At 66.9% G+C, this 17,042-nt stretch carries 13 protein-coding genes; 5 read left to right on the forward strand and 8 right to left on the reverse strand.

Annotated features, from left to right (window positions below; all coding sequences use genetic code 11):
• The first annotated feature begins 6 nt into the window (after positions 1-6).
• On the forward strand, positions 7-1,239 hold the full coding sequence (locus E7811_RS01690; RefSeq protein WP_136392865.1) for an MFS transporter: 1,233 nt from the start codon (positions 7-9) through the stop codon (positions 1,237-1,239).
• Between the two features lie 28 nt (positions 1,240-1,267).
• Here E7811_RS01690 and der read toward each other — a convergent pair whose 3' ends face one another.
• The 3 genes from der to E7811_RS01705 all read right to left on the reverse strand — a co-directional run bounded on the left by der (position 1,268) and on the right by E7811_RS01705 (position 4,892).
• The gene (gene der / locus E7811_RS01695; RefSeq protein ID WP_136392866.1) at positions 1,268-2,740 is read right to left on the reverse strand and encodes a ribosome biogenesis GTPase Der; all 1,473 of its coding nucleotides are present in this window, start codon (positions 2,738-2,740) and stop codon (positions 1,268-1,270) included.
• Positions 2,741-2,803: 63 nt separating this feature from the next.
• Positions 2,804-4,162: an outer membrane protein assembly factor BamB family protein gene (locus E7811_RS01700; RefSeq protein WP_246020156.1), complete on the reverse strand. Its 1,359-nt coding sequence runs from the start codon at positions 4,160-4,162 to the stop codon at positions 2,804-2,806.
• Positions 4,163-4,244: 82 nt separating this feature from the next.
• On the reverse strand, positions 4,245-4,892 hold the full coding sequence (locus E7811_RS01705) for a hypothetical protein (protein WP_136392867.1): 648 nt from the start codon (positions 4,890-4,892) through the stop codon (positions 4,245-4,247).
• Positions 4,893-5,231: 339 nt separating this feature from the next.
• On the opposite strand from E7811_RS01705, the gene E7811_RS01710 reads away from it, so the two are divergent.
• The 3 genes from E7811_RS01710 to E7811_RS01720 all read left to right on the forward strand — a co-directional run bounded on the left by E7811_RS01710 (position 5,232) and on the right by E7811_RS01720 (position 11,206).
• Positions 5,232-6,350, forward strand: a complete 1,119-nt coding sequence (locus E7811_RS01710) for an efflux RND transporter periplasmic adaptor subunit (RefSeq protein ID WP_136392868.1) — start codon at positions 5,232-5,234, stop codon at positions 6,348-6,350.
• Positions 6,347-10,039 carry an efflux RND transporter permease subunit gene (locus E7811_RS01715; RefSeq protein ID WP_136392869.1) on the forward strand — a complete coding sequence of 1,231 codons (3,693 nt, stop codon included), beginning with the start codon at positions 6,347-6,349 and terminating at the stop codon, positions 10,037-10,039. Before E7811_RS01710 ends, E7811_RS01715 begins: the two co-directional genes overlap by 4 nt.
• 120 nt (positions 10,040-10,159) lie before the next feature.
• Positions 10,160-11,206, forward strand: coding sequence for a calcium-binding protein (locus E7811_RS01720; RefSeq protein ID WP_136392870.1), 1,047 nt, complete (start codon positions 10,160-10,162; stop codon positions 11,204-11,206).
• 27 nt (positions 11,207-11,233) lie between these two features.
• Here E7811_RS01720 and E7811_RS01725 read toward each other — a convergent pair whose 3' ends face one another.
• Together E7811_RS01725 and E7811_RS18090 are read right to left on the reverse strand one after the other, a co-directional pair.
• A complete protein-coding gene (locus E7811_RS01725) occupies positions 11,234-13,090 on the reverse strand; it encodes an ABCB family ABC transporter ATP-binding protein/permease (RefSeq protein ID WP_136392871.1) in 1,857 nt (618 codons plus the stop codon).
• 64 nt (positions 13,091-13,154) lie between these two features.
• Entirely contained in the window at positions 13,155-14,525 is a 1,371-nt protein-coding gene (locus tag E7811_RS18090; RefSeq protein WP_246020157.1) for a LysM peptidoglycan-binding domain-containing protein, read from the reverse strand.
• Positions 14,526-14,636: 111 nt separating this feature from the next.
• Between E7811_RS18090 and E7811_RS01735 the strand changes: the two genes are divergently transcribed.
• A complete protein-coding gene (locus tag E7811_RS01735; protein ID WP_136392872.1) occupies positions 14,637-15,206 on the forward strand; it encodes an LOG family protein in 570 nt (189 codons plus the stop codon).
• A gap of 74 nt (positions 15,207-15,280) precedes the next feature.
• Here the strand turns inward: E7811_RS01735 and E7811_RS01740 are convergent, their stop codons facing one another.
• The 3 genes from E7811_RS01740 to E7811_RS01750 all read right to left on the reverse strand — a co-directional run bounded on the left by E7811_RS01740 (position 15,281) and on the right by E7811_RS01750 (position 17,023).
• Positions 15,281-15,724, reverse strand: a complete 444-nt coding sequence (locus E7811_RS01740; protein ID WP_136392873.1) for a host attachment family protein — start codon at positions 15,722-15,724, stop codon at positions 15,281-15,283.
• A 185-nt stretch (positions 15,725-15,909) separates the two neighbouring features.
• Entirely contained in the window at positions 15,910-16,512 is a 603-nt protein-coding gene (locus tag E7811_RS01745) for a superoxide dismutase (RefSeq protein WP_136392874.1), read from the reverse strand.
• A gap of 85 nt (positions 16,513-16,597) precedes the next feature.
• Positions 16,598-17,023, reverse strand: a complete 426-nt coding sequence (locus E7811_RS01750) for a hypothetical protein (RefSeq protein ID WP_136392875.1) — start codon at positions 17,021-17,023, stop codon at positions 16,598-16,600.
• Positions 17,024-17,042: the final 19 nt, after the last annotated feature.

Raw genomic sequence — 17,042 nt, forward strand, 5'->3', positions numbered from 1 at the left:
TCCCCGATGCCCTTCCTCGCCTTCCTTCGCGGCAATGCCAAGTTCCTGTTCGCGGGCTTTCTTCTGGCGCTGCTGTCCTCGTTCGGGCAAACCTTCTTCATCTCGATCTTCGCGGCCGAGATCCGTGCGGAATTCGGGCTGAGCCACGGGGACTGGGGCGGGATCTACGGCCTTGCCACCACGGTCTCGGCGGCGGTGATGCTGTGGGCCGGCGGGCTGACCGACCGGTTCCGCGTCCGCAGGCTGGGGGCCTGGGTGCTGGCGGGGCTGGCCCTGGCCTGCCTTGCGATGGCGCTGAACCCCTTTGCAGGAACGCTGGTAGGGGTGATCTTTCTCTTGCGTTTCTTCGGGCAGGGAATGGTCAGCCATGTCTCGGGCATCGCCATGGCGCGCTGGTTCGTCGCCTCGCGCGGGCGGGCGCTCGCAATCGCGGCGCTTGGCTATTCGGTGGGCGAGGCCACGCTGCCGATCCTCTTCGTCGCGCTGAAGCAGGCGATCCACTGGCGCACGCTGTGGTTCGGCTCGGCCCTACTGATCGTCGCGGCGATGCCGCTGCTGATCTGGCTTTTGAAGCTGGAACGCACGCCGCAGAGCATGGCCAGCGAATCGCAATCCCTGGGGATGGGTGACCGCCACTGGACCCGGGGGCAGGCCCTGCGGCATCCGCTGTTCTGGTCGGCCTTTCCGATGCTGCTGGCGCCGGCGGCCTTCAACACCGCCTTCTTCTTCCATCAGGTCCACCTGGCCGAGGTGAAGGGCTGGGGGCACGCGGCCCTCGTGACCCTTTTCCCGGTCTATTCGCTGGCCACGATCGCGGCGATGATGGCCTCGGGCTGGGCGGTGGACCGGTTCGGCACGGCGCGTCTCATGCCGATTTACCAGTTGCCGCTGGCCGCCTTCTACCTGCTGTTTGCGGGTATCGACGGGCTTGGAGCGGCGGCGACGGCGATCATCCTGATGGGAATGACATCGGGCGCGCAATCGACGGTTCCGGTGGCCTTCTGGGCCGAATTCTACGGCACCCGGCATATCGGCGCGATCAAGGCCACGGCGGCCGCTGTCATGGTCCTGGGTTCGGCGATCGGCCCGATCGTGACCGGCGCGCTGATCGACCGGGGCCATGACTTCCCCGCGCAGATGTGGGCCATCGCGGCCTATATCGCGGCGGCCTCGGCGCTGGTGGGCGCAGGCATTGCCCTGACACGCAAGGAAACCGAGTCTTCTGCGAAGACACGATAATCCGATTTTTCTGCGAAAAATCTTATCCTTACTGCGGTTTCTTCTTGTCCAGGTGCTTGCGAAGGCGGCTGGGGGCGCCCCAGTTCTTCTTTTCCTTGAACGGGTTCTTGTCGCCCTGCCCGCGGAACGTCACCCGGATCGGTGTGCCCGGCATGTCGAAATGGTCGCGCAGGCCGTTGACCAGATAGCGGCGGTAGCTTTCGGGCATCAGTTCGGGATGTGAACACATCACAACAAAGCCCGGCGGGCGGGTCTTGACCTGGGTCATGTAGCGCAGCTTGATCCGCTTGCCGCCGGGGGCGGGCGGCGGGTGCGCCTCGGTCATGGCGGTCAGCCAGCTGTTCAGCCGGGCCGTGGTGATGCGGCGGTTCCAGATGTCATGGGCGCGCCGGATGGCACCGTGCAGCCGGTCGAGGCCCCGGCCCGTCTTGGCCGAGACGGTGACAAGGGGCGCGCCGCGCAGCTGCGGCAGAAGCCGGTCGAACATTTCCTTCAGTTCGGCCAGCTTGTCCTGCTTTTCATCCTCGAGGTCCCATTTGTTCACCGCGACGACGACCGCGCGACCTTCGGTCTCGGCGAAATCGGCGATCCGCAGGTCTTGCTGTTCGAAGGGAATTTCCACATCCAGCAGGACGACGACCACTTCGGCAAAGCGCACCGCGCGCAGGCCGTCGGCCACCGACAGCTTTTCCAGCTTGTCGACGACCCGCGCCTTCTTTCGCATGCCCGCCGTATCGAAGATGCGCACCGGCGTGCCCATCCAGTCGGCCCGGACCGAGATCGCATCGCGGGTGATCCCCGCCTCGGGCCCGGTCAGCAGGCGGTCCTCGCCAATAATCCGGTTGATCAGCGTGGACTTGCCCGCATTGGGCCGCCCGATCACGGCGATCTGCAGGGGCTTGCGGGCGGTGGGCTTGTGGGCCTCGGGATCGGCTTCCTCGTCGCCCTCGGTCTCGGTCACGTCCACATCGACGACGGGCGCATCCTGAGCGGCGCGTTCCTCGAACTGTTCCGCGATCGGGCGCAGGATGCGATAGAGGTCATCCATCCCCTCGCCATGTTCGGCCGACAGCGGCACCGGATCGCCGAGGCCAAGGCTCCAGGCGTCGATCACCCCGGCCTCGCCCGCACGCCCCTCGGCCTTGTTCACGCCAAGGATCACATGGGCGTTCCGGCGGCGCAGGATGTCGGCAAAGACCTCGTCCGAGGGCGTGACGCCGACGCGACCGTCGATCAGGAACAGGCAGGCATCCGCCATGTCGACCGCGCGTTCGGTCAGACGCCGCATCCGGCCCTGAAGGCTGTCATCCGTCACCTCTTCAAGCCCCGCGGTGTCGATCACGGTAAAGCGCAGGTCGAACAGGCGGGCCTCGCCCTCGCGCAGGTCGCGCGTGACGCCGGGCTGGTCATCGACCAGCGCCAGCTTGCGGCCCACGAGGCGGTTGAAAAGCGTGGATTTGCCCACGTTCGGGCGGCCCACGATGGCTAGGGTAAAGGTCATCTTACGGCCCTCCGCGGGCGTCGCATCATCCGGTCAAGCCTGCGCCCATACACCGAAGGGGCGTCAACGGAAAGCGTGAAGTTGCCCGTTCGCGCCCACGACATACAGCGCGCCACCCGCAAGCGCGGGCTGGCTGGCCGCGCCACCGGGGATCTCGGCGGTGCCGGCAAGGCTGCCGTCGACCGGGTTGAACAGCCGCAGAAGCCCGTCGCCCGAGGCCACGACGATCCGCCCGCCGGCAATGACCGGGCCGTAATGGGCGGTGATCTCTTTCCGGCGCTTGATTTTCTCGGCGGTGAAATAGGGCATCTCGACCGACCAGATCAGGGCCCCGGTCGCGGCGTCGAGCCGGACAAGGCGCGCCTCGTCATTCACCAGAAAGAGCGAGTCGCCCGCCACCAGAACCGGCCCGAGCGCCCCTTCGTTCGCCGTCCAGATGCGTTCGCCGCCCGAGGCCGACAACGCCGCCGTGCGGCCCGCAGGGGTGCCGACATAGACGGTGGACCCCAACACCACCGGATCGCCGGTGATGTCGGTGAAACCCGCATAGCCCCGGCCCCGGCGTTCGCCCGCCACGGCCTGGCCCCAGACCCGCACGCCCGACTTGCGCAGAGCTGCGACCACCTCGCCCGATCCGAAGGGCAGGATCACGGCGCGGTCGGTGATCGCGGGGGCGGCTGATCCGATCATCCCCGACCGCGTCGGCGTGCCGGTCAGCGTCCATTTCACGCGGCCATCGGCCACGTCCACGCCCCAGGCACCGCCATCGCGGCCCACGACATAGACGATACCGCCATCCACCGCCGGGGCGCCGGTGACGGGCGCGCCAAGGCGCTGGCGCCAGACCGTCGCACCCGTCACCGGGTCGATGGCCAGCACCTCGCCAAAGGCGGTCGCGGCGAAAAGGCGTCCCGAGCCATAAGCCAAACCACCGCCCGAGACTTCCGAGGAATCGCCCGTCTGCGAGACAAGCTGCACAGACCACAGCGTCGCGCCGCTGGTCGCGGTGGCGGTCACCGTGTTGACGGCATCCATCGTGAAGATGCGTCCCTCGGCCACGACGGGTGCGGCCGAAATCCGGTTCTTGCGGCTGTTGCCGGTGCCGATCGGCGCGCTCCAGACGCGGGTCGGCTGCGCCGAAAGGGCACCATGCGGCGAAACATGGCGGACATTTCCGCCCCGGTGCGTCCAGTCAGCATTCGCCGTCATCGCGGGAAGCGCGATCGGCGTGGCAGTGTTGGCGACGGCGGCGGCCGGATCGGTCGGCGCGGGCTGGCCCTCGACGGCGAGGCTTGCCTCAAGCGGCGTTCGAACGTCGAAGCGTTCGCCTTCGAGGATCAGTTCCTTTTCCGCGCAGGCCGACAGGATCAGCGTCAGGGCAAGACCGGATGCAACCCCCGAGACTTTCGATATGCGCTTCACCTGATCCGCCCCCACCTGTTCCGCAACCTTGTGTCGTCTACCCCGTGCCGCGCAGCCTTGCGCTGGCGGCCAGACCGGGGCCTCAGCCTTCGGCGGTTTCCCCGCCCAAGGCCACAATCATCTGTGATGCGCGCTGACGCAAGCCTTCAGGTGCGGCCTGATCCTCGGTCAGCGCCCGCAAGGCGGCCACGGCCTCGTCTTTCTTGCCTTCTTCGACCAGAAGATAGGCCAGTTGTTCCAGCGCCAGCGGGCGATAGGGCCGGCCCGGCGCGGCGATCGGATCAAGCGCTGCGTGGCGGTCGGCTACCGGCGCCTCGGCTCCCAGAAGGATGACGCGGCGCAGGATCGCAAGATCGCGGTAGACGACCGGCAGCGCCGGATCCTCGGCCAGCGCCTGCAGCGCGGCAAGAGAGGCCGCGCGATCCTCGGTCGGATCGGAGGCCAGCAGAAGCGCGCGGATCGCCGCCTTGTCGCCGGTGGCGTCGATCCCGGCGATCGCGGTACGGCGGGCCTCGGGCGTTTCGGCATCCAGCGCGGTCAGGATCGCATCGCCAAAGGCCTGGGCTGAGGCCGCGCGGGTGGATTTCTGCCATTCATTCCAGGCAGCGCCGCCCACGGTCAGGACGACCAGAAGGACGCCGATCCAGCCGTACTTGCGGAACAGCGCGAACAGCTTGTCGCGGCGGACCTCTTCGCTCACTTCCTCGATGAAGCTGTCGGGCTGACTCATGTGACCGGTCTTCCTGATGTTTGCCTGACGTCTTACACGCAAGGCAAAGCCCTTGCCAAGCCCTGCACCCAGATCCTGCCCCCCGGATGGATCGCTCCGGGGCGCGACCGCGGACAGGCGCGCCACCGCATCGGCGGGTTTGCCTGCCTCATAGATTTCCGCAAAATCGCCATCGTGCCGCCCGCTTGCGGCCTTTTCCCGGAACAAGTAATCTGAACCGTATGGTTTAGCGTATCACGTTAGACACGGAACTTGCGACGATTGCCCCGGAATGGCTTTGTGATAGCCCTCCGGGGGTGTATCCGAAGGGCGTGCCTGGTCCGGCACGATGAGGTGACGATGCGTATTCTGCCCCTGATGACGGCGATCGTGGTGCTTGTTGCCCTTTACGCCCTCGTCTTCGAACGCGACCGGCTGAAGGCGATGGCCGCGGCCGACAGCGCACCACCCGCCGCCGCCCAGACCGATACCCCCGCCGAGACGATGGCCGAAAACGCCCGCCGCGTTTCGGTTCTGGTGCGCAAGAGCGCGGCGCAGCCGGTGGACAATGCGGTGATCCTGCGCGGGCGCACCGAAGCCGCCCGGCAGGTGGAGGTCAAGGCGGAAATCTCGGGGCTGGTGGTGTCGGAACCGCTGCGCCGGGGCGCCTATGTGTCCGCCGGACAGACCCTGTGCGAGATCGACCCCGGCACGCGGCAGGCCTCTCTGGCCGAGGCCGAGGCGCGTCTGGCCGAAGCCCGCATCAACGCCGATGCGGCGGACCGCCTGCAACAGGACGGGTTCGCCAGCGCAACCCGCGCCGTATCGGCCCGCGCGGCGCTTCAGGCCGCCGAGGCGGGCGTCGCCGCCGCGCTGAAAGAAATCGACCGGCTGACCATCGCCTCGCCCTTCAACGGGCTTCTGGAAACCGACACCGCCGAGCTTGGGGCGTTGCTGCAGCCGGGGGCGTCCTGCGCCACGGTGATCCAGCTTGACCCGATCAAGCTGGTGGGCTTCGTGCCGGAAACCGAGGTGCAGAAGATCACCGTCGGCGCGCTGGCGGGGGCGCGGCTTGTCACCGGGCAAGAGGTGACGGGGCGTGTCAGTTTCCTGTCGCGGTCGGCCGATGCCACCACGCGCACCTTCCGCGTGGAAGTGACCGTTGCCAATGCCGATCTGGACATACGCGACGGCCAGACGGCCGAGATCCTGATCGCGGCCGAAGGGGCAAAGGCGCATCTGCTGCCCGGATCGGCGCTGACGCTGGACGATGAGGGGCGGCTTGGCGTGCGGATCGTCGATGCCGAAAGCCGCGCGCAGTTCCTGCCCGTTTCGGTGCTGCGCGACACGCCGGCGGGCGTCTGGCTGTCGGGCCTGCCGGATGAGGCGGACGTGATCCTTGTCGGCCAGGAATACGTGATCGACGGCGTCGCTGTCGCGGTCACCTATGCCACCGCCGACGGGGAGCCTTCGGAATGAACGCGATCATCGACTGGGCCGCGTCACGCGCGCGGATGGTCGTGGCCTTCATCGTGCTTTCGGTGGTCGCGGGGCTTGGCGCCTACATCACCCTTCCCAAGGAGGGCGAGCCCGACATCGACATCCCGGCGCTGTTCATCTCGGTCCCCTTCCCCGGCATTTCGGCGGCCGATGCCGAAACCATGCTGGTCAAGGTGATGGAAACCGAACTGTCGGGTCTCGACGGGCTGAAGACCATGTCGGGCACGGCCGCCGAAGGCTATGCCGGGATGGCGCTGGAATTCGAATTCGGCTGGGACAAGACCAAGACCATCGCCGATGTCCGTGACAAGATGAACACGGCCGAGGCGAAGTTCCCCAGCGGGGCCGAGAAATATTCGATCAACGAAATCAACTTTTCCGAGTTTCCCATCATCATCGTGGCCCTGTCGGGCGATGTGCCGGAACGGACGCTGATCCGCGCGGCCAAGGACCTTCAGGACCGGATCGAGGGGATGGAGGCGGTTCTGAAGGCGGAACTGGCCGGGCACCGGGACGAGATGCTCGAGGTCGTGATCGACCCTCTGAAACTTGAAGCCTACAACGTGACCGCAGGCGAACTGATCTCGGTCGTGGTCAACAACAACCAGCTGATCGCGGCGGGCGAGGTGGAAACCGGAAGCTCGGCCTTTTCGGTCAAGATCCCGTCCTCGTTCGACAAGCCGCAGGATGTCTATGGCCTGCCGGTCAAGGTCAACGGCGACCGGGTGATCACGCTTGGCGATCTGGCCGACATTCGCCTGACCTTCGAGGACCGTCGCGGCACCGCGCGCTACAACGGGGAAACCACGGTGGCGATCCAGGTGGTCAAGCGCAAGGGCTTCAACCTGATGGACACGGCCACCGAGGTCCGCCAGGTGGTGGAGGCCGCACGCGCGACCTGGCCTGCGGAAATGCGTGACGCGGTCCATGTGACGCCCTCGCTCGATCAGTCGACGACCGTATCGAGCATGGTCAGCCAGCTGGAAGGATCGGTGCTGACCGCCATCGCGCTGGTGATGATCGTGGTTCTGGCCAGCCTTGGCACGCGGTCTGCGCTGCTGGTGGGCTTTGCCATTCCAACGTCGTTCTTCCTGACCTTCGCGCTGATGGCGGTGATGGGGATCAGCGTATCGAACATCGTGATGTTCGGCCTTATCCTTGCGGTGGGGATGCTGGTGGATGGCGCGATCATCGTGGTCGAATATGCCGACAAGAGGATTTCCGAAGGCTCCGGCCCGATGGCCGCCTATACCGAGGCCGCAAAAAGGATGTTCTGGCCGGTGGTGTCATCGACCGCGACCACGCTTTGCGCCTTCCTGCCGATGCTGTTCTGGCCCGGCGTCGCGGGCGAGTTCATGGGGATGCTTCCCGTCACGCTGATCTTCGTGCTGTCGGCCAGCATCGTGGTCGCGCTGATCTATCTGCCGGTGATGGGCGGGGTCGCGGGCCGAATGACGCGCAAGTTCGACCGGACGGCGGCGCTGTTGAAGCCGCTGCCCTGGTGGCTGCGCGCGGCGCTGGTGCCCCTGGCCTGGGCGGTGATGTTCGTGGGCGCGATGCAGACGATCAACCCCGGCTACCTGACCGGCACGCGCGAGGTTTCGGGGCTTCTGCCCTATCTTGTTGGTCCCGCGATCTTTGCGCTCGGGGCGATCGGCGCCTCGATCGCGCTTGAGGCCGCGAAGATCGCCCGCAAGCCCCGCCCGATCCGCGCAGGGTATCAGCGCACCCGCTTTGGTCGCGTCATCCACCTGATCGCGGGCAACCCGGTGATGCCGCTGGTCACGATCGCCCTTGTCATCGGCGTGGTGGTGACAAGCTTCCTGATCTATCGGGAAAACAACCTGGGCGTGGATTTCTTCGTCGAATCCGAAACCGAACAGGCCATCGTCTATGTCCGCGCGCGCGGCAACCTTTCGCTGGCCGAAAAGGATGCCCTGCTGCGCCAGGCCGAGGCCTATGCGCTGGACGAGGAAGGGGTTGAATCGGTCTTTGCCTTTGCGGGCGAAGGCGGGCTGAACGCCAACACCGGCGGCGCGCAGGCCCCGCGCGACACCATCGGCCAGATCCAGATCGAGATGAAGCCCTGGGAGACGCGCAAGGACCGGCCCGACCTTGACGGCGATGTGGTGCTGGAACGCGTGCTGGAACGGATGCGCGGGATACCCGGCATCCAGATCGACGCCCTGTCGCAAAGCCGTGGCCCGGCTTCGGGCAAGGCGCTGCACCTGCGGCTGAAAAGCGACGATTTCCCCGCGCTGGAACAGGCCGTGTCCAGGGTGCGCGACCGGTTCGAGACGCTGGAAGGCGTGATCGACATCGAAGACACGACCCCCCTGCCCGGCATTGACTGGCAGATCCGCGTGGACGTGGCGCAGGCGGGCCGGTTCGGCGCGGATGTGGCCACGGTGGGCGGCATGGTCCAGCTTGTGACGCGCGGCATCCTGCTGGACACGATGCGCGTCGAAAGCTCGGACGAAGAGATCGAGATCCGCGTGCGCCTGCCCGAGGACAGCCGCGTCCTGTCCACGCTCGACACGCTCAAGGTGCGCACGCGGGACGGTCTGGTGCCCCTGTCGAATTTCGTGACCCGCGAACCCGTGCGCAAGCTGGCCCAGATCGACCGGGTGGACCAGCAGCGCTATTACGACGTCAAGGCCGATGTGGCCGATGGCCTGGCCAAGGTGATGGCACCCGACCGCGGCCTGATCGCGGTGGTGGCAGCCGGGGCCGACACCGACGTGCTGGCGGGCATCGCGCAGGAAAATGGCCTGTCCGCCGATGACCTGACGCTGGTGCCGATCAACGCCAACGAACGGATCGAGACGATCAGCCAGTGGCTGCGCGCCGAAAACCCGCTGCCGCAGGGCGTGTCCTGGGAATGGACGGGCGACCAGGAAGAGCAGGCGGAGTCTGGCGCCTTCCTGATGCAGGCCTTCGCCGGGGCGCTTGGGCTGATGTTCATCATCCTTCTGGCGCAGTTCAACAGCTTCTACCATTCGGTGCTGGTGCTGGTCGCCGTGATCCTGTCCACCACCGGGGTGCTGATCGGCATGATGGTGATGCAGCAGCCCTTCTCGATCATCATGACCGGGGTGGGGATCGTCGCGCTGGCGGGGATCGTGGTGAACAACAACATCGTGCTGATCGACACCTATCAGGAATTCTCGGCCTACATGCCGCGCGTCGAGGCGATCGTGCGCACCGCCGAACAGCGGATCCGGCCGGTACTTCTGACGACGATCACGACAATGGCGGGCCTGTCGCCGATGATGTTCGGGCTCAGCCTCGATTTCATCAACGGCGGCTATTCCATCGACAGCCCCACGGCGATGTGGTGGAAACAGCTTGCCACGGCGGTGGTCTTCGGGCTGGCGGTCTCGACCGTGCTGACCCTGATGCTGACGCCCGCGCTTCTGGCGCTGCGGTTCTGGGCCGGGGAAGGCGCATACCGCACCATGCGGCGCCTGCGCGCGCTGTCGATCGGGCCGGACAGCCGCGACGCGCGCGACATCGCGCTGGCGCGGGCGGCCCATCGGGTGAAATCGCCGGTGATCCAGTGGGATGACGATGCCCCCGCGCCCGAGGGCGCCGGGCCGCAGCACCCGCCGGCGGCGCGGCCCGACGAAGGCCTGCCGCCCTCTCCGCCGCTGCGGGCCGCCGAATAGCGATTGGTGACGGATCGCGAACAATCAAGGCGAAACCTCCGCGGTTTCGCCCAATTTTTCCCTTAATCGCGGGCAATAACCGGGCCATCGAGCAAGCAATGCCAAAGGCAGGCCCCGCGAATGGACCCGATCTACGCAACATACATGATGCTGTTCCTGGGCGTCTTCGCCCTTGATGTCGGCCTTTTCGATTCCTCGCAGACCGCGGAAGAGGACGGCGCAGGCGATGATACCGGCCCCGGCGGTTCGGGCGATGGCAATGACACCGTCGACGGCGGGGACGGCGACGGCGACGGCGACGATACGGTCGATGGCGGCGACGGCGACGGAAACGACACCGTGGACGGCGGCGAGGACGACAGTTCAGTCGAACCGGGCGGCTCTGACCTTTACGATCCTGACGCCTACTCGCGCGAGGTCCTGGGAACCAATGACGACGACACGCTGAGCGCCGAGGAAGAGATGGACCTGGCCTTCTTCCTGGGGCGTGGCGATGATGTGCTCGAAGGATCGGCCGGCGGCGACTATGCCGAAGGTGGCGAGGGCGATGACGTGATCCGGATGCGCGAGGGCAATGACATTGTCCTGGGCGGCGACGGCAACGACCTGATCGACGCGGGCACCGGTTTCGACATCGCGCTTGGCGAAGAAGGCCATGACACCATCCTCGGGAACGGGGGCGGCGACCGCCTGTTCGGCGGCGCGGGCAACGACCTGCTGGAAGGCGGGTCCGAGGCCGACGAAATCTATGGCGGCGACGGCGAGGACACGATCGTGGGCCTGTCCTCGGGCCTGTCCACCCAGGCCAACGGCAGCACGATCGACGGCGTGGATTCGCTTTTCGGCGGCGCAGGCAATGACGTGCTGTTGCTGGGACCGGGCGACATCGCCGTGGGCGGCGAGGGCGACGACCTCTTCCAGATCGACCAGACCCGCATCGATCTGGCCGATGTGGCGCGGATCGAGGACTATACGGCCGGCGACCGGCTCGAGATCCACTACACGCCCAGCTTCGACGGCAACGGCGACGAAGAACCGGTCGTGCTGAACATCGTGCCGAACGGCGACAACTCCGGCAACCTGATCCTGATGAACGGGCGCACCATCGCCAATGTCATCGGGTCCGAAGCCCTGACCATCGGCGATCTGGTGCTGGTGCGCGGCTAACCGGATCGGGGCGGCACGGGATGCAGGTCAGGCGGCCGGATCGGCCGCCTTTTCCTGTTCTTCCTCTTCTTCTGCCGACTGGCGCGCCCAAAGCGCGGCATAGCGCCCGCCAAGCGACAGCAGCCGCTCGTGCGTGCCTTCCTCGACGATGCGACCCGCTTCCAGCACGATGATCTTGTCGGCGTCCTGGATCGTGGACAGGCGGTGCGCGATGGTGATCACGCTGCGCCCCTCGCCCATGGCCAGAAGGCTTTCCTGGATGTCGCGTTCGGTCTGAGTATCCAGCGCGCTGGTTGCCTCGTCCAGAAGCAGGATCGGCGGGTTCTTCAACAGCGTGCGCGCGATACCCACGCGCTGCTTTTCGCCCCCCGAAAGCTTCAGCCCGCGTTCGCCCACGGTGGTTTCATACCCCTCGGGCAGGGACAGGATGAAATCGTGGATCTTCGCGGCCTTCGCCGCCGCCTCGATTTCCGCCCGGCTCGCCTCGGGGCGGCCATAGGCGATGTTGTAAAGGATCGTGTCGTTGAACAGCACCGTATCCTGCGGCACCACGCCGATGCGGGCGTGCAGGCTATCCTGGGTGACCTCGCGCAGGTCCTGCCCGTCGATCCGCACCGCGCCCCCGGTCACGTCGTAGAAGCGGAACAGCAGCCGCCCGATGGTCGACTTGCCCGATCCCGACGGCCCGACCAGCGCCACGCGCTGCCCCGGCTCGACCGAGAACGAGATGCCCCTGAGGATCGGACGTGCGGCCTCATAGCCGAATTCCACCCGGTCGAAATCGACCCGCCCGCCGGACACGCGCAGATCCGGCGCGCCGGGCCGGTCCGTCACTTCGGCCGGTTGGGACAGAAGTTCGAACATCGACCCCATGTCGACCAGCGCCTGCCGGATCTCGCGATAGACCGTGCCGAGGAAGTTCAGCGGCATGGTGATCTGGATCATGTAGGCGTTGACCATGACGAAATCGCCCACAGTCAGCTGGCCCGCCGCCACGCCGCGCGCGGCCATCACCATCACGATCACCAGCCCCGCCGTGATCAGGAAGGCCTGACCCGCGTTCAGCAGCGACAGCGACTGGCCGGTGCGGACGGCGGCGCGTTCATAGCCTTCCATCGCCCGGTCGTATCGCGCGGCCTCGCGCGCTTCGGCGCCGAAATATTTCACCGTCTCGAAGTTCAGCAGGCTGTCCACAGCCTTCTGGTTGGCGTCGGTGTCCTGATCGTTCATCTGGCGGCGGATCTTCACCCGCCATTCGGTGACCTTGAAGGTCCAGGTGACGTAAAGCGCGATGGTGATGACGACCACCGCCATATAGGCCCAGCCGAACAGTAGCGCGAAGATGATCGCGACCATCGACAGTTCAAGGATCAGCGGCCCGATCGAGAACAGCATGAAGCGCAGCAGGAAATCCACGCCCTTGACGCCGCGTTCGATGATCCGGCTCAGGCCCCCGGTCTTGCGCGTGATGTGAAAGCGCATCGACAGGCGGTGGATATGGGTGAAGGTTTCCAGCGCCAGCTTGCGCAGCGCCCTTTGCCCGACCCGAACGAAGATCGCATCGCGCAGCTCGCCAAAGGCGACCGCCCCCAGCCGGGCCAGGCCATAGGCGACGGTCAGGCCGACCGCCGTCAGGCCCAGAAGCGTGCCGGTGTCGGGCGTGTCGCCGGCAAGGGCATCCACCCCGGCCTTGTAGAAGAAGGGCGTCGAGACCGACACGACCTTGGCCAGAACCAGCATGACCATGGCCAGCACCACGCGGCGCTTCACCCAGGTCTCGCCCGCGGGCCAGAGATAGGGCAGGACCCGACGGATCGTCTGCCAGCCGCTGACCTGCGTCTGCGGCATGTCGGAGGATGTGGCGTTGGCGGAGGGGCGACGCATGGACAGGCCTCTTTCGTGCTTGTCCGCCTTTCCTAAGCCCCGCCGCGCGGAATGGCCAGAGCCGCTATTCCGCCGGTTTCGGGATGGTGAAGACCTGTCCGGGATAGATCAGGTCCGGGTCGCGGATCTTGTCGCGGTTGGCCTCGAAGACCTGCACATACATCACGCCATCGCCGAAATTCTCGCGCGCGATGCGCCAGAGCGTGAAGCCCGGCTGCACCGTCACCGTCAGGGGCGGCGGCGGTGCGGGCGCCACGGGCGCGGCATCGCCTGCCGGGGCCGCGGCGGGTGTGGCGGGTTCGGCAGCGGTCAGGGTGGCGCCATCCGTCGCGCTTGCGGTCGCGGGCGGCGCCGAAGGCGCCACGGGCGCGGCCTGATCTGGGGCGGCCGTTGCAAGGGTAGTCGGGGCGGGGGTGGTCGGGGCGGTCGCAGGGGCCTCGGCGGATGCGGCTGGCGGGGCAGGATCGGACGCGGGTGCCGTGGCGGCGGGGGGCGCGCTTTCAGGCGCGGCGGCGGCGGCCAGCGCCTCGACCGTTTCGCGCTTGAAGGGCGTTTCGAACCGCGACAGGACCTTGCCCGCCGCATCCAGCTGATCGGCGCGCAGCGTATAGAGGCCGGGGGCGATGCCTGTCAGCGGGGCCGACCATGTGCCATCCGCCCCGACCTCGGCCAGAGCGACATCGGCATTGTCCAGGTAAAGCCGCAGCGATTGCCCCGGCGCGCCATGTCCGGCCACCAGCACCGCCCCGTCAGGCGCATAGCTGATGGCGTCGATCGACACCGGCACATCGGCGGGCGGCGGCGTCAGCACCGCTGCCCCGGCATCCGTCACCAAAAGCGCGGCGGGCGGCGTCTCGGCGGTCTCTGCCGGTTGCGGCGCCTCACTGCCGGCAGCGGCGGCGACCACGGGCGCGGCGATGGGGGCGATGGCGACCTCGTCGGTCGAGGCGACGCGCGCCCCGTCGGCCAGCACCATTTCCAGCGTCATCCGGCGCGGCTGATCCGAGGGTGGCAGCGTGAACAGCGCAGCGAATGCCCCCGTACCGTCTGCCGGAACCGAAGCGACCTCGGCCCCGTCGACCAGAACCGCAACCCCGGCCCCTGGCGCGGCCCGCCCGGCGACCAATGCGGCGCCGTCGGTTTCGATCCGCACCGTATCGAACCCCGGCGGTTCGGGCGCAGCTTCGGGTGCCGCCTCGGCCACGGTGTCCTGCGCGGCGGGCGCGGACTCGGGCGCGGCGGCTGCAGGGGCTGAGGCTGCAGGGGCCGATGCGGTGGCGGGTTCGGCTTGCATCACCCCGGCAGGGGATGACTCCGTCTCTTGCGGCGCGGGGGCCTGGCCATGCCACAACCACCCCGCCCCGGCCAGAACCGCAGCCCCGCCTGCCAGAAGCGCGGCGCGCGCCCCGTTGCCCAGATCGTTCCAGACCTTCATCGCTTCCCCATCGCCCCTTCGGCGGCGCACCTGCCGCACGGGTCCTCTTTGCTTTCGCATAGGAACCCCGATATGACCCGGGAAGGCAACTGTTTTTCAGGATAGGACCCGATGACCACACTGCATTCCGTCTGCGTCTTCTGCGGCTCGCGTCCCGGCCGGAACCCCGCCTTCAGCACCGCAGCCGCCGATGTCGGCCGGATGATCGCCGAACAGGGCTGGCGGCTGGTCTATGGCGCAGGCGACGTGGGCCTGATGGGCGAGGTCGCCCGCGCCGCGCAGAAGGCCGGGGCGGCGACGATGGGTGTGATCCCGGTGCATCTTCTGGGCCGCGAACAGGGCAAGCGCGACCTGACGCAGATGGTCATCACCGAGGACATGCACGAACGCAAGAAGGTGATGTTCATGAACTCGGACGCGATCGTCGTCCTGCCAGGCGGCGCGGGCAGTCTGGACGAATTCTTCGAGGTGGTGACCTGGGCGCAGATCGGGCTGCACCACAAGCCGATCCTGCTGCTGGACACGGATGGCTACTGGCAGCCGCTTGTGGCGCTCTTGTCGCATATCGTGGAACAGGGTTTCGCCGAACGCACGATCATGGGGCATTTCGCCTGCGTGCCGGATGTCGCCGCGTTGACCTCTGCCCTGCGCGCCCGGCTGTCGCCGGTGGTGACGGGCTAAGGCTCGGGGCAGCGAAACCGCAGGGGCGACGCGGGCGAAGGGGCGGCGGCAGCGCCTGCCACCGCCCGCGCCTGTCACAGGCTGTCGATCTCCGCCGAGATGATCTCGGCCATCTTGGGGATCGGATGATTGGTCAGGGTCTTGTCGATTTCGGCCACGACGAGGCCGCGCAGCGTATCGTCCATCTCGTCGCGCAGCGCGCCCAGAACCTGCGGCGGCGCCACCAGCACCAGTTTCTCGAACCGGCCGCGACGGGCGCGGCGATCCAGCATCTCGACCAGATCGGTGGCAAAGCGTTCCGCGTTCAGGCGCGCATAATCGGGCTGTTCAAGCGCGGACCGCTGCCCCGGACCATCGTCCATCATCCGCCCCGGACGGTCCGAGGCGCCGACCACCGGATCAGCCTCGTCGCGGGCGATCACCGCCAGCTTCGGGGCGGCGGGCGTGCCCTTGTTTTCCAGGATCATCGCCTTTTCACCATCGGCAACCACCACCCATGCACCTTTGGGAAGCAACATGTCCTCTCCTCCGTTCTTCAGGGTTGATCTTCCTAATCGACATAAGATCGCAGATCGCCGGGCGAAAGAACCCGGATACGGAAAAACCCGCCGGATCGCTCCGGCGGGTTCTGATGGCGGGCCTTGATGGCGGGTTGGGGTCGCGGATCCTGGCCCGCGCCCCCTGCCCCGCAACCGGGTCCGGATCACATGCGGGCGGCGACCGCTTCCCAGTTGACCAGCTTTTCCAGGAAGTTGGTCAGGTAGGCCGGGCGCTTGTTGCGGAAGTCGATGTAGTAGGAATGTTCCCACACATCGCAGCCCAGAAGCGCGGTCTGGCCGAAGCACAGCGGGTTCACGCCGTTTTCGGTCTTGGTGACCTTCAGGCTGCCGTCCTTATCCTTCACGAGCCACGCCCAGCCCGAACCGAACTGGCCTGCGCCGGCTGCGGCAAAATCTTCCTTGAACTTCTCGACCGACCCGAAGGCCTCGACCAGCGCCTTTTCCAGGCTGCCGGGCATCTTCTTGTTCTCGCCCGGTCCCATGATCTCCCAGAAGAGGTTGTGGTTCCAGTGCTGGCTGGCATTGTTGAAGATGCCGTTCTGCGCCACGGCGCCTGCCTGATAGGTGCCGCGCACCACATCCTCAAGCGACTTGCCTTCCCATTCGGTTCCGGCGACCAGCTTGTTGCCGTTGTCGACATAGGCCTTGTGGTGCAGGTCGTGGTGGTATTCGAGCGTTTCCTTCGACATGCCGAGCGACGCCAGCGCGTCATGGGCATAGGGCAGATCGGGAAGGGTGAAAGCCATCTGTCTTCTCCTGTTCAGGCGGAATTGCGTTACCCCCTATAAGAGGGCTTGGCCCGGGAAGGTCAAGGGCACGGGCAAGGAACGTCTATCGCCGGACGCAGGTGCCGCGGCCCTCGAAACCGTTGGAATAGCCCAAAGGACTGGCCGCCAGAGAGAAGGCCCCAGTGGCCTTCACGAAAGTTCCCCGATAGCGCATCGTCATCGCCTTGCGCCCGCCCACGGCCACGATTTCCCGGACATCCCAGCCAAAAGTGATGCGCTTGGCGTTGTCGACTTTCACCTCTCCTGCCACTGGCTGTCCGCCGAAGGCCATCACGACCGGATCGTTGACGACAACCAGCCGCTTGGCAGGATCGTGCAGGATGACGACCTGCGGGGAAATCCACGTGCCCTCTTTCGCGCCCTGCGTCAGCAGGCAGACATAGGTCAGGGGTTCGGCCAGCGCCGGGGCTGCAGCCATCGCAAGGGCCAGGGCAGAGGCAAGGCCAGAGGCAATGGCAGGCAAACGCAAGGCAACTCTCCTTCACTTG

The organism is Aliigemmobacter aestuarii (genome assembly GCF_004799285.1).
In the GTDB taxonomy this organism is placed as follows: Bacteria; Pseudomonadota; Alphaproteobacteria; order Rhodobacterales; family Rhodobacteraceae; genus Aliigemmobacter; species Aliigemmobacter aestuarii.

What these genes read in the sequence shown, in the direction of transcription:
- E7811_RS01745 (WP_136392874.1), bottom strand. Translation starts at nt 16,512, where the DNA reads ATGGCTTTCACCCTTCCCGATCTGCCCTATGCCCATGACGCGCTGGCG.
- E7811_RS01725 (WP_136392871.1), bottom strand. Translation starts at nt 13,090, where the DNA reads ATGCGTCGCCCCTCCGCCAACGCCACATCCTCCGACATGCCGCAGACG.
- E7811_RS01705 (WP_136392867.1), bottom strand. Translation starts at nt 4,892, where the DNA reads ATGAGTCAGCCCGACAGCTTCATCGAGGAAGTGAGCGAAGAGGTCCGC.
- E7811_RS01740 (WP_136392873.1), bottom strand. Translation starts at nt 15,724, where the DNA reads ATGTTGCTTCCCAAAGGTGCATGGGTGGTGGTTGCCGATGGTGAAAAG.
- E7811_RS18090 (WP_246020157.1), bottom strand. Translation starts at nt 14,525, where the DNA reads ATGAAGGTCTGGAACGATCTGGGCAACGGGGCGCGCGCCGCGCTTCTG.
- E7811_RS01715 (WP_136392869.1), top strand. Translation starts at nt 6,347, where the DNA reads ATGAACGCGATCATCGACTGGGCCGCGTCACGCGCGCGGATGGTCGTG.
- E7811_RS01710 (WP_136392868.1), top strand. Translation starts at nt 5,232, where the DNA reads ATGCGTATTCTGCCCCTGATGACGGCGATCGTGGTGCTTGTTGCCCTT.
- E7811_RS01720 (WP_136392870.1), top strand. Translation starts at nt 10,160, where the DNA reads ATGGACCCGATCTACGCAACATACATGATGCTGTTCCTGGGCGTCTTC.
- E7811_RS01690 (WP_136392865.1), top strand. Translation starts at nt 7, where the DNA reads ATGCCCTTCCTCGCCTTCCTTCGCGGCAATGCCAAGTTCCTGTTCGCG.
- der (WP_136392866.1), bottom strand. Translation starts at nt 2,740, where the DNA reads ATGACCTTTACCCTAGCCATCGTGGGCCGCCCGAACGTGGGCAAATCC.
- E7811_RS01735 (WP_136392872.1), top strand. Translation starts at nt 14,637, where the DNA reads ATGACCACACTGCATTCCGTCTGCGTCTTCTGCGGCTCGCGTCCCGGC.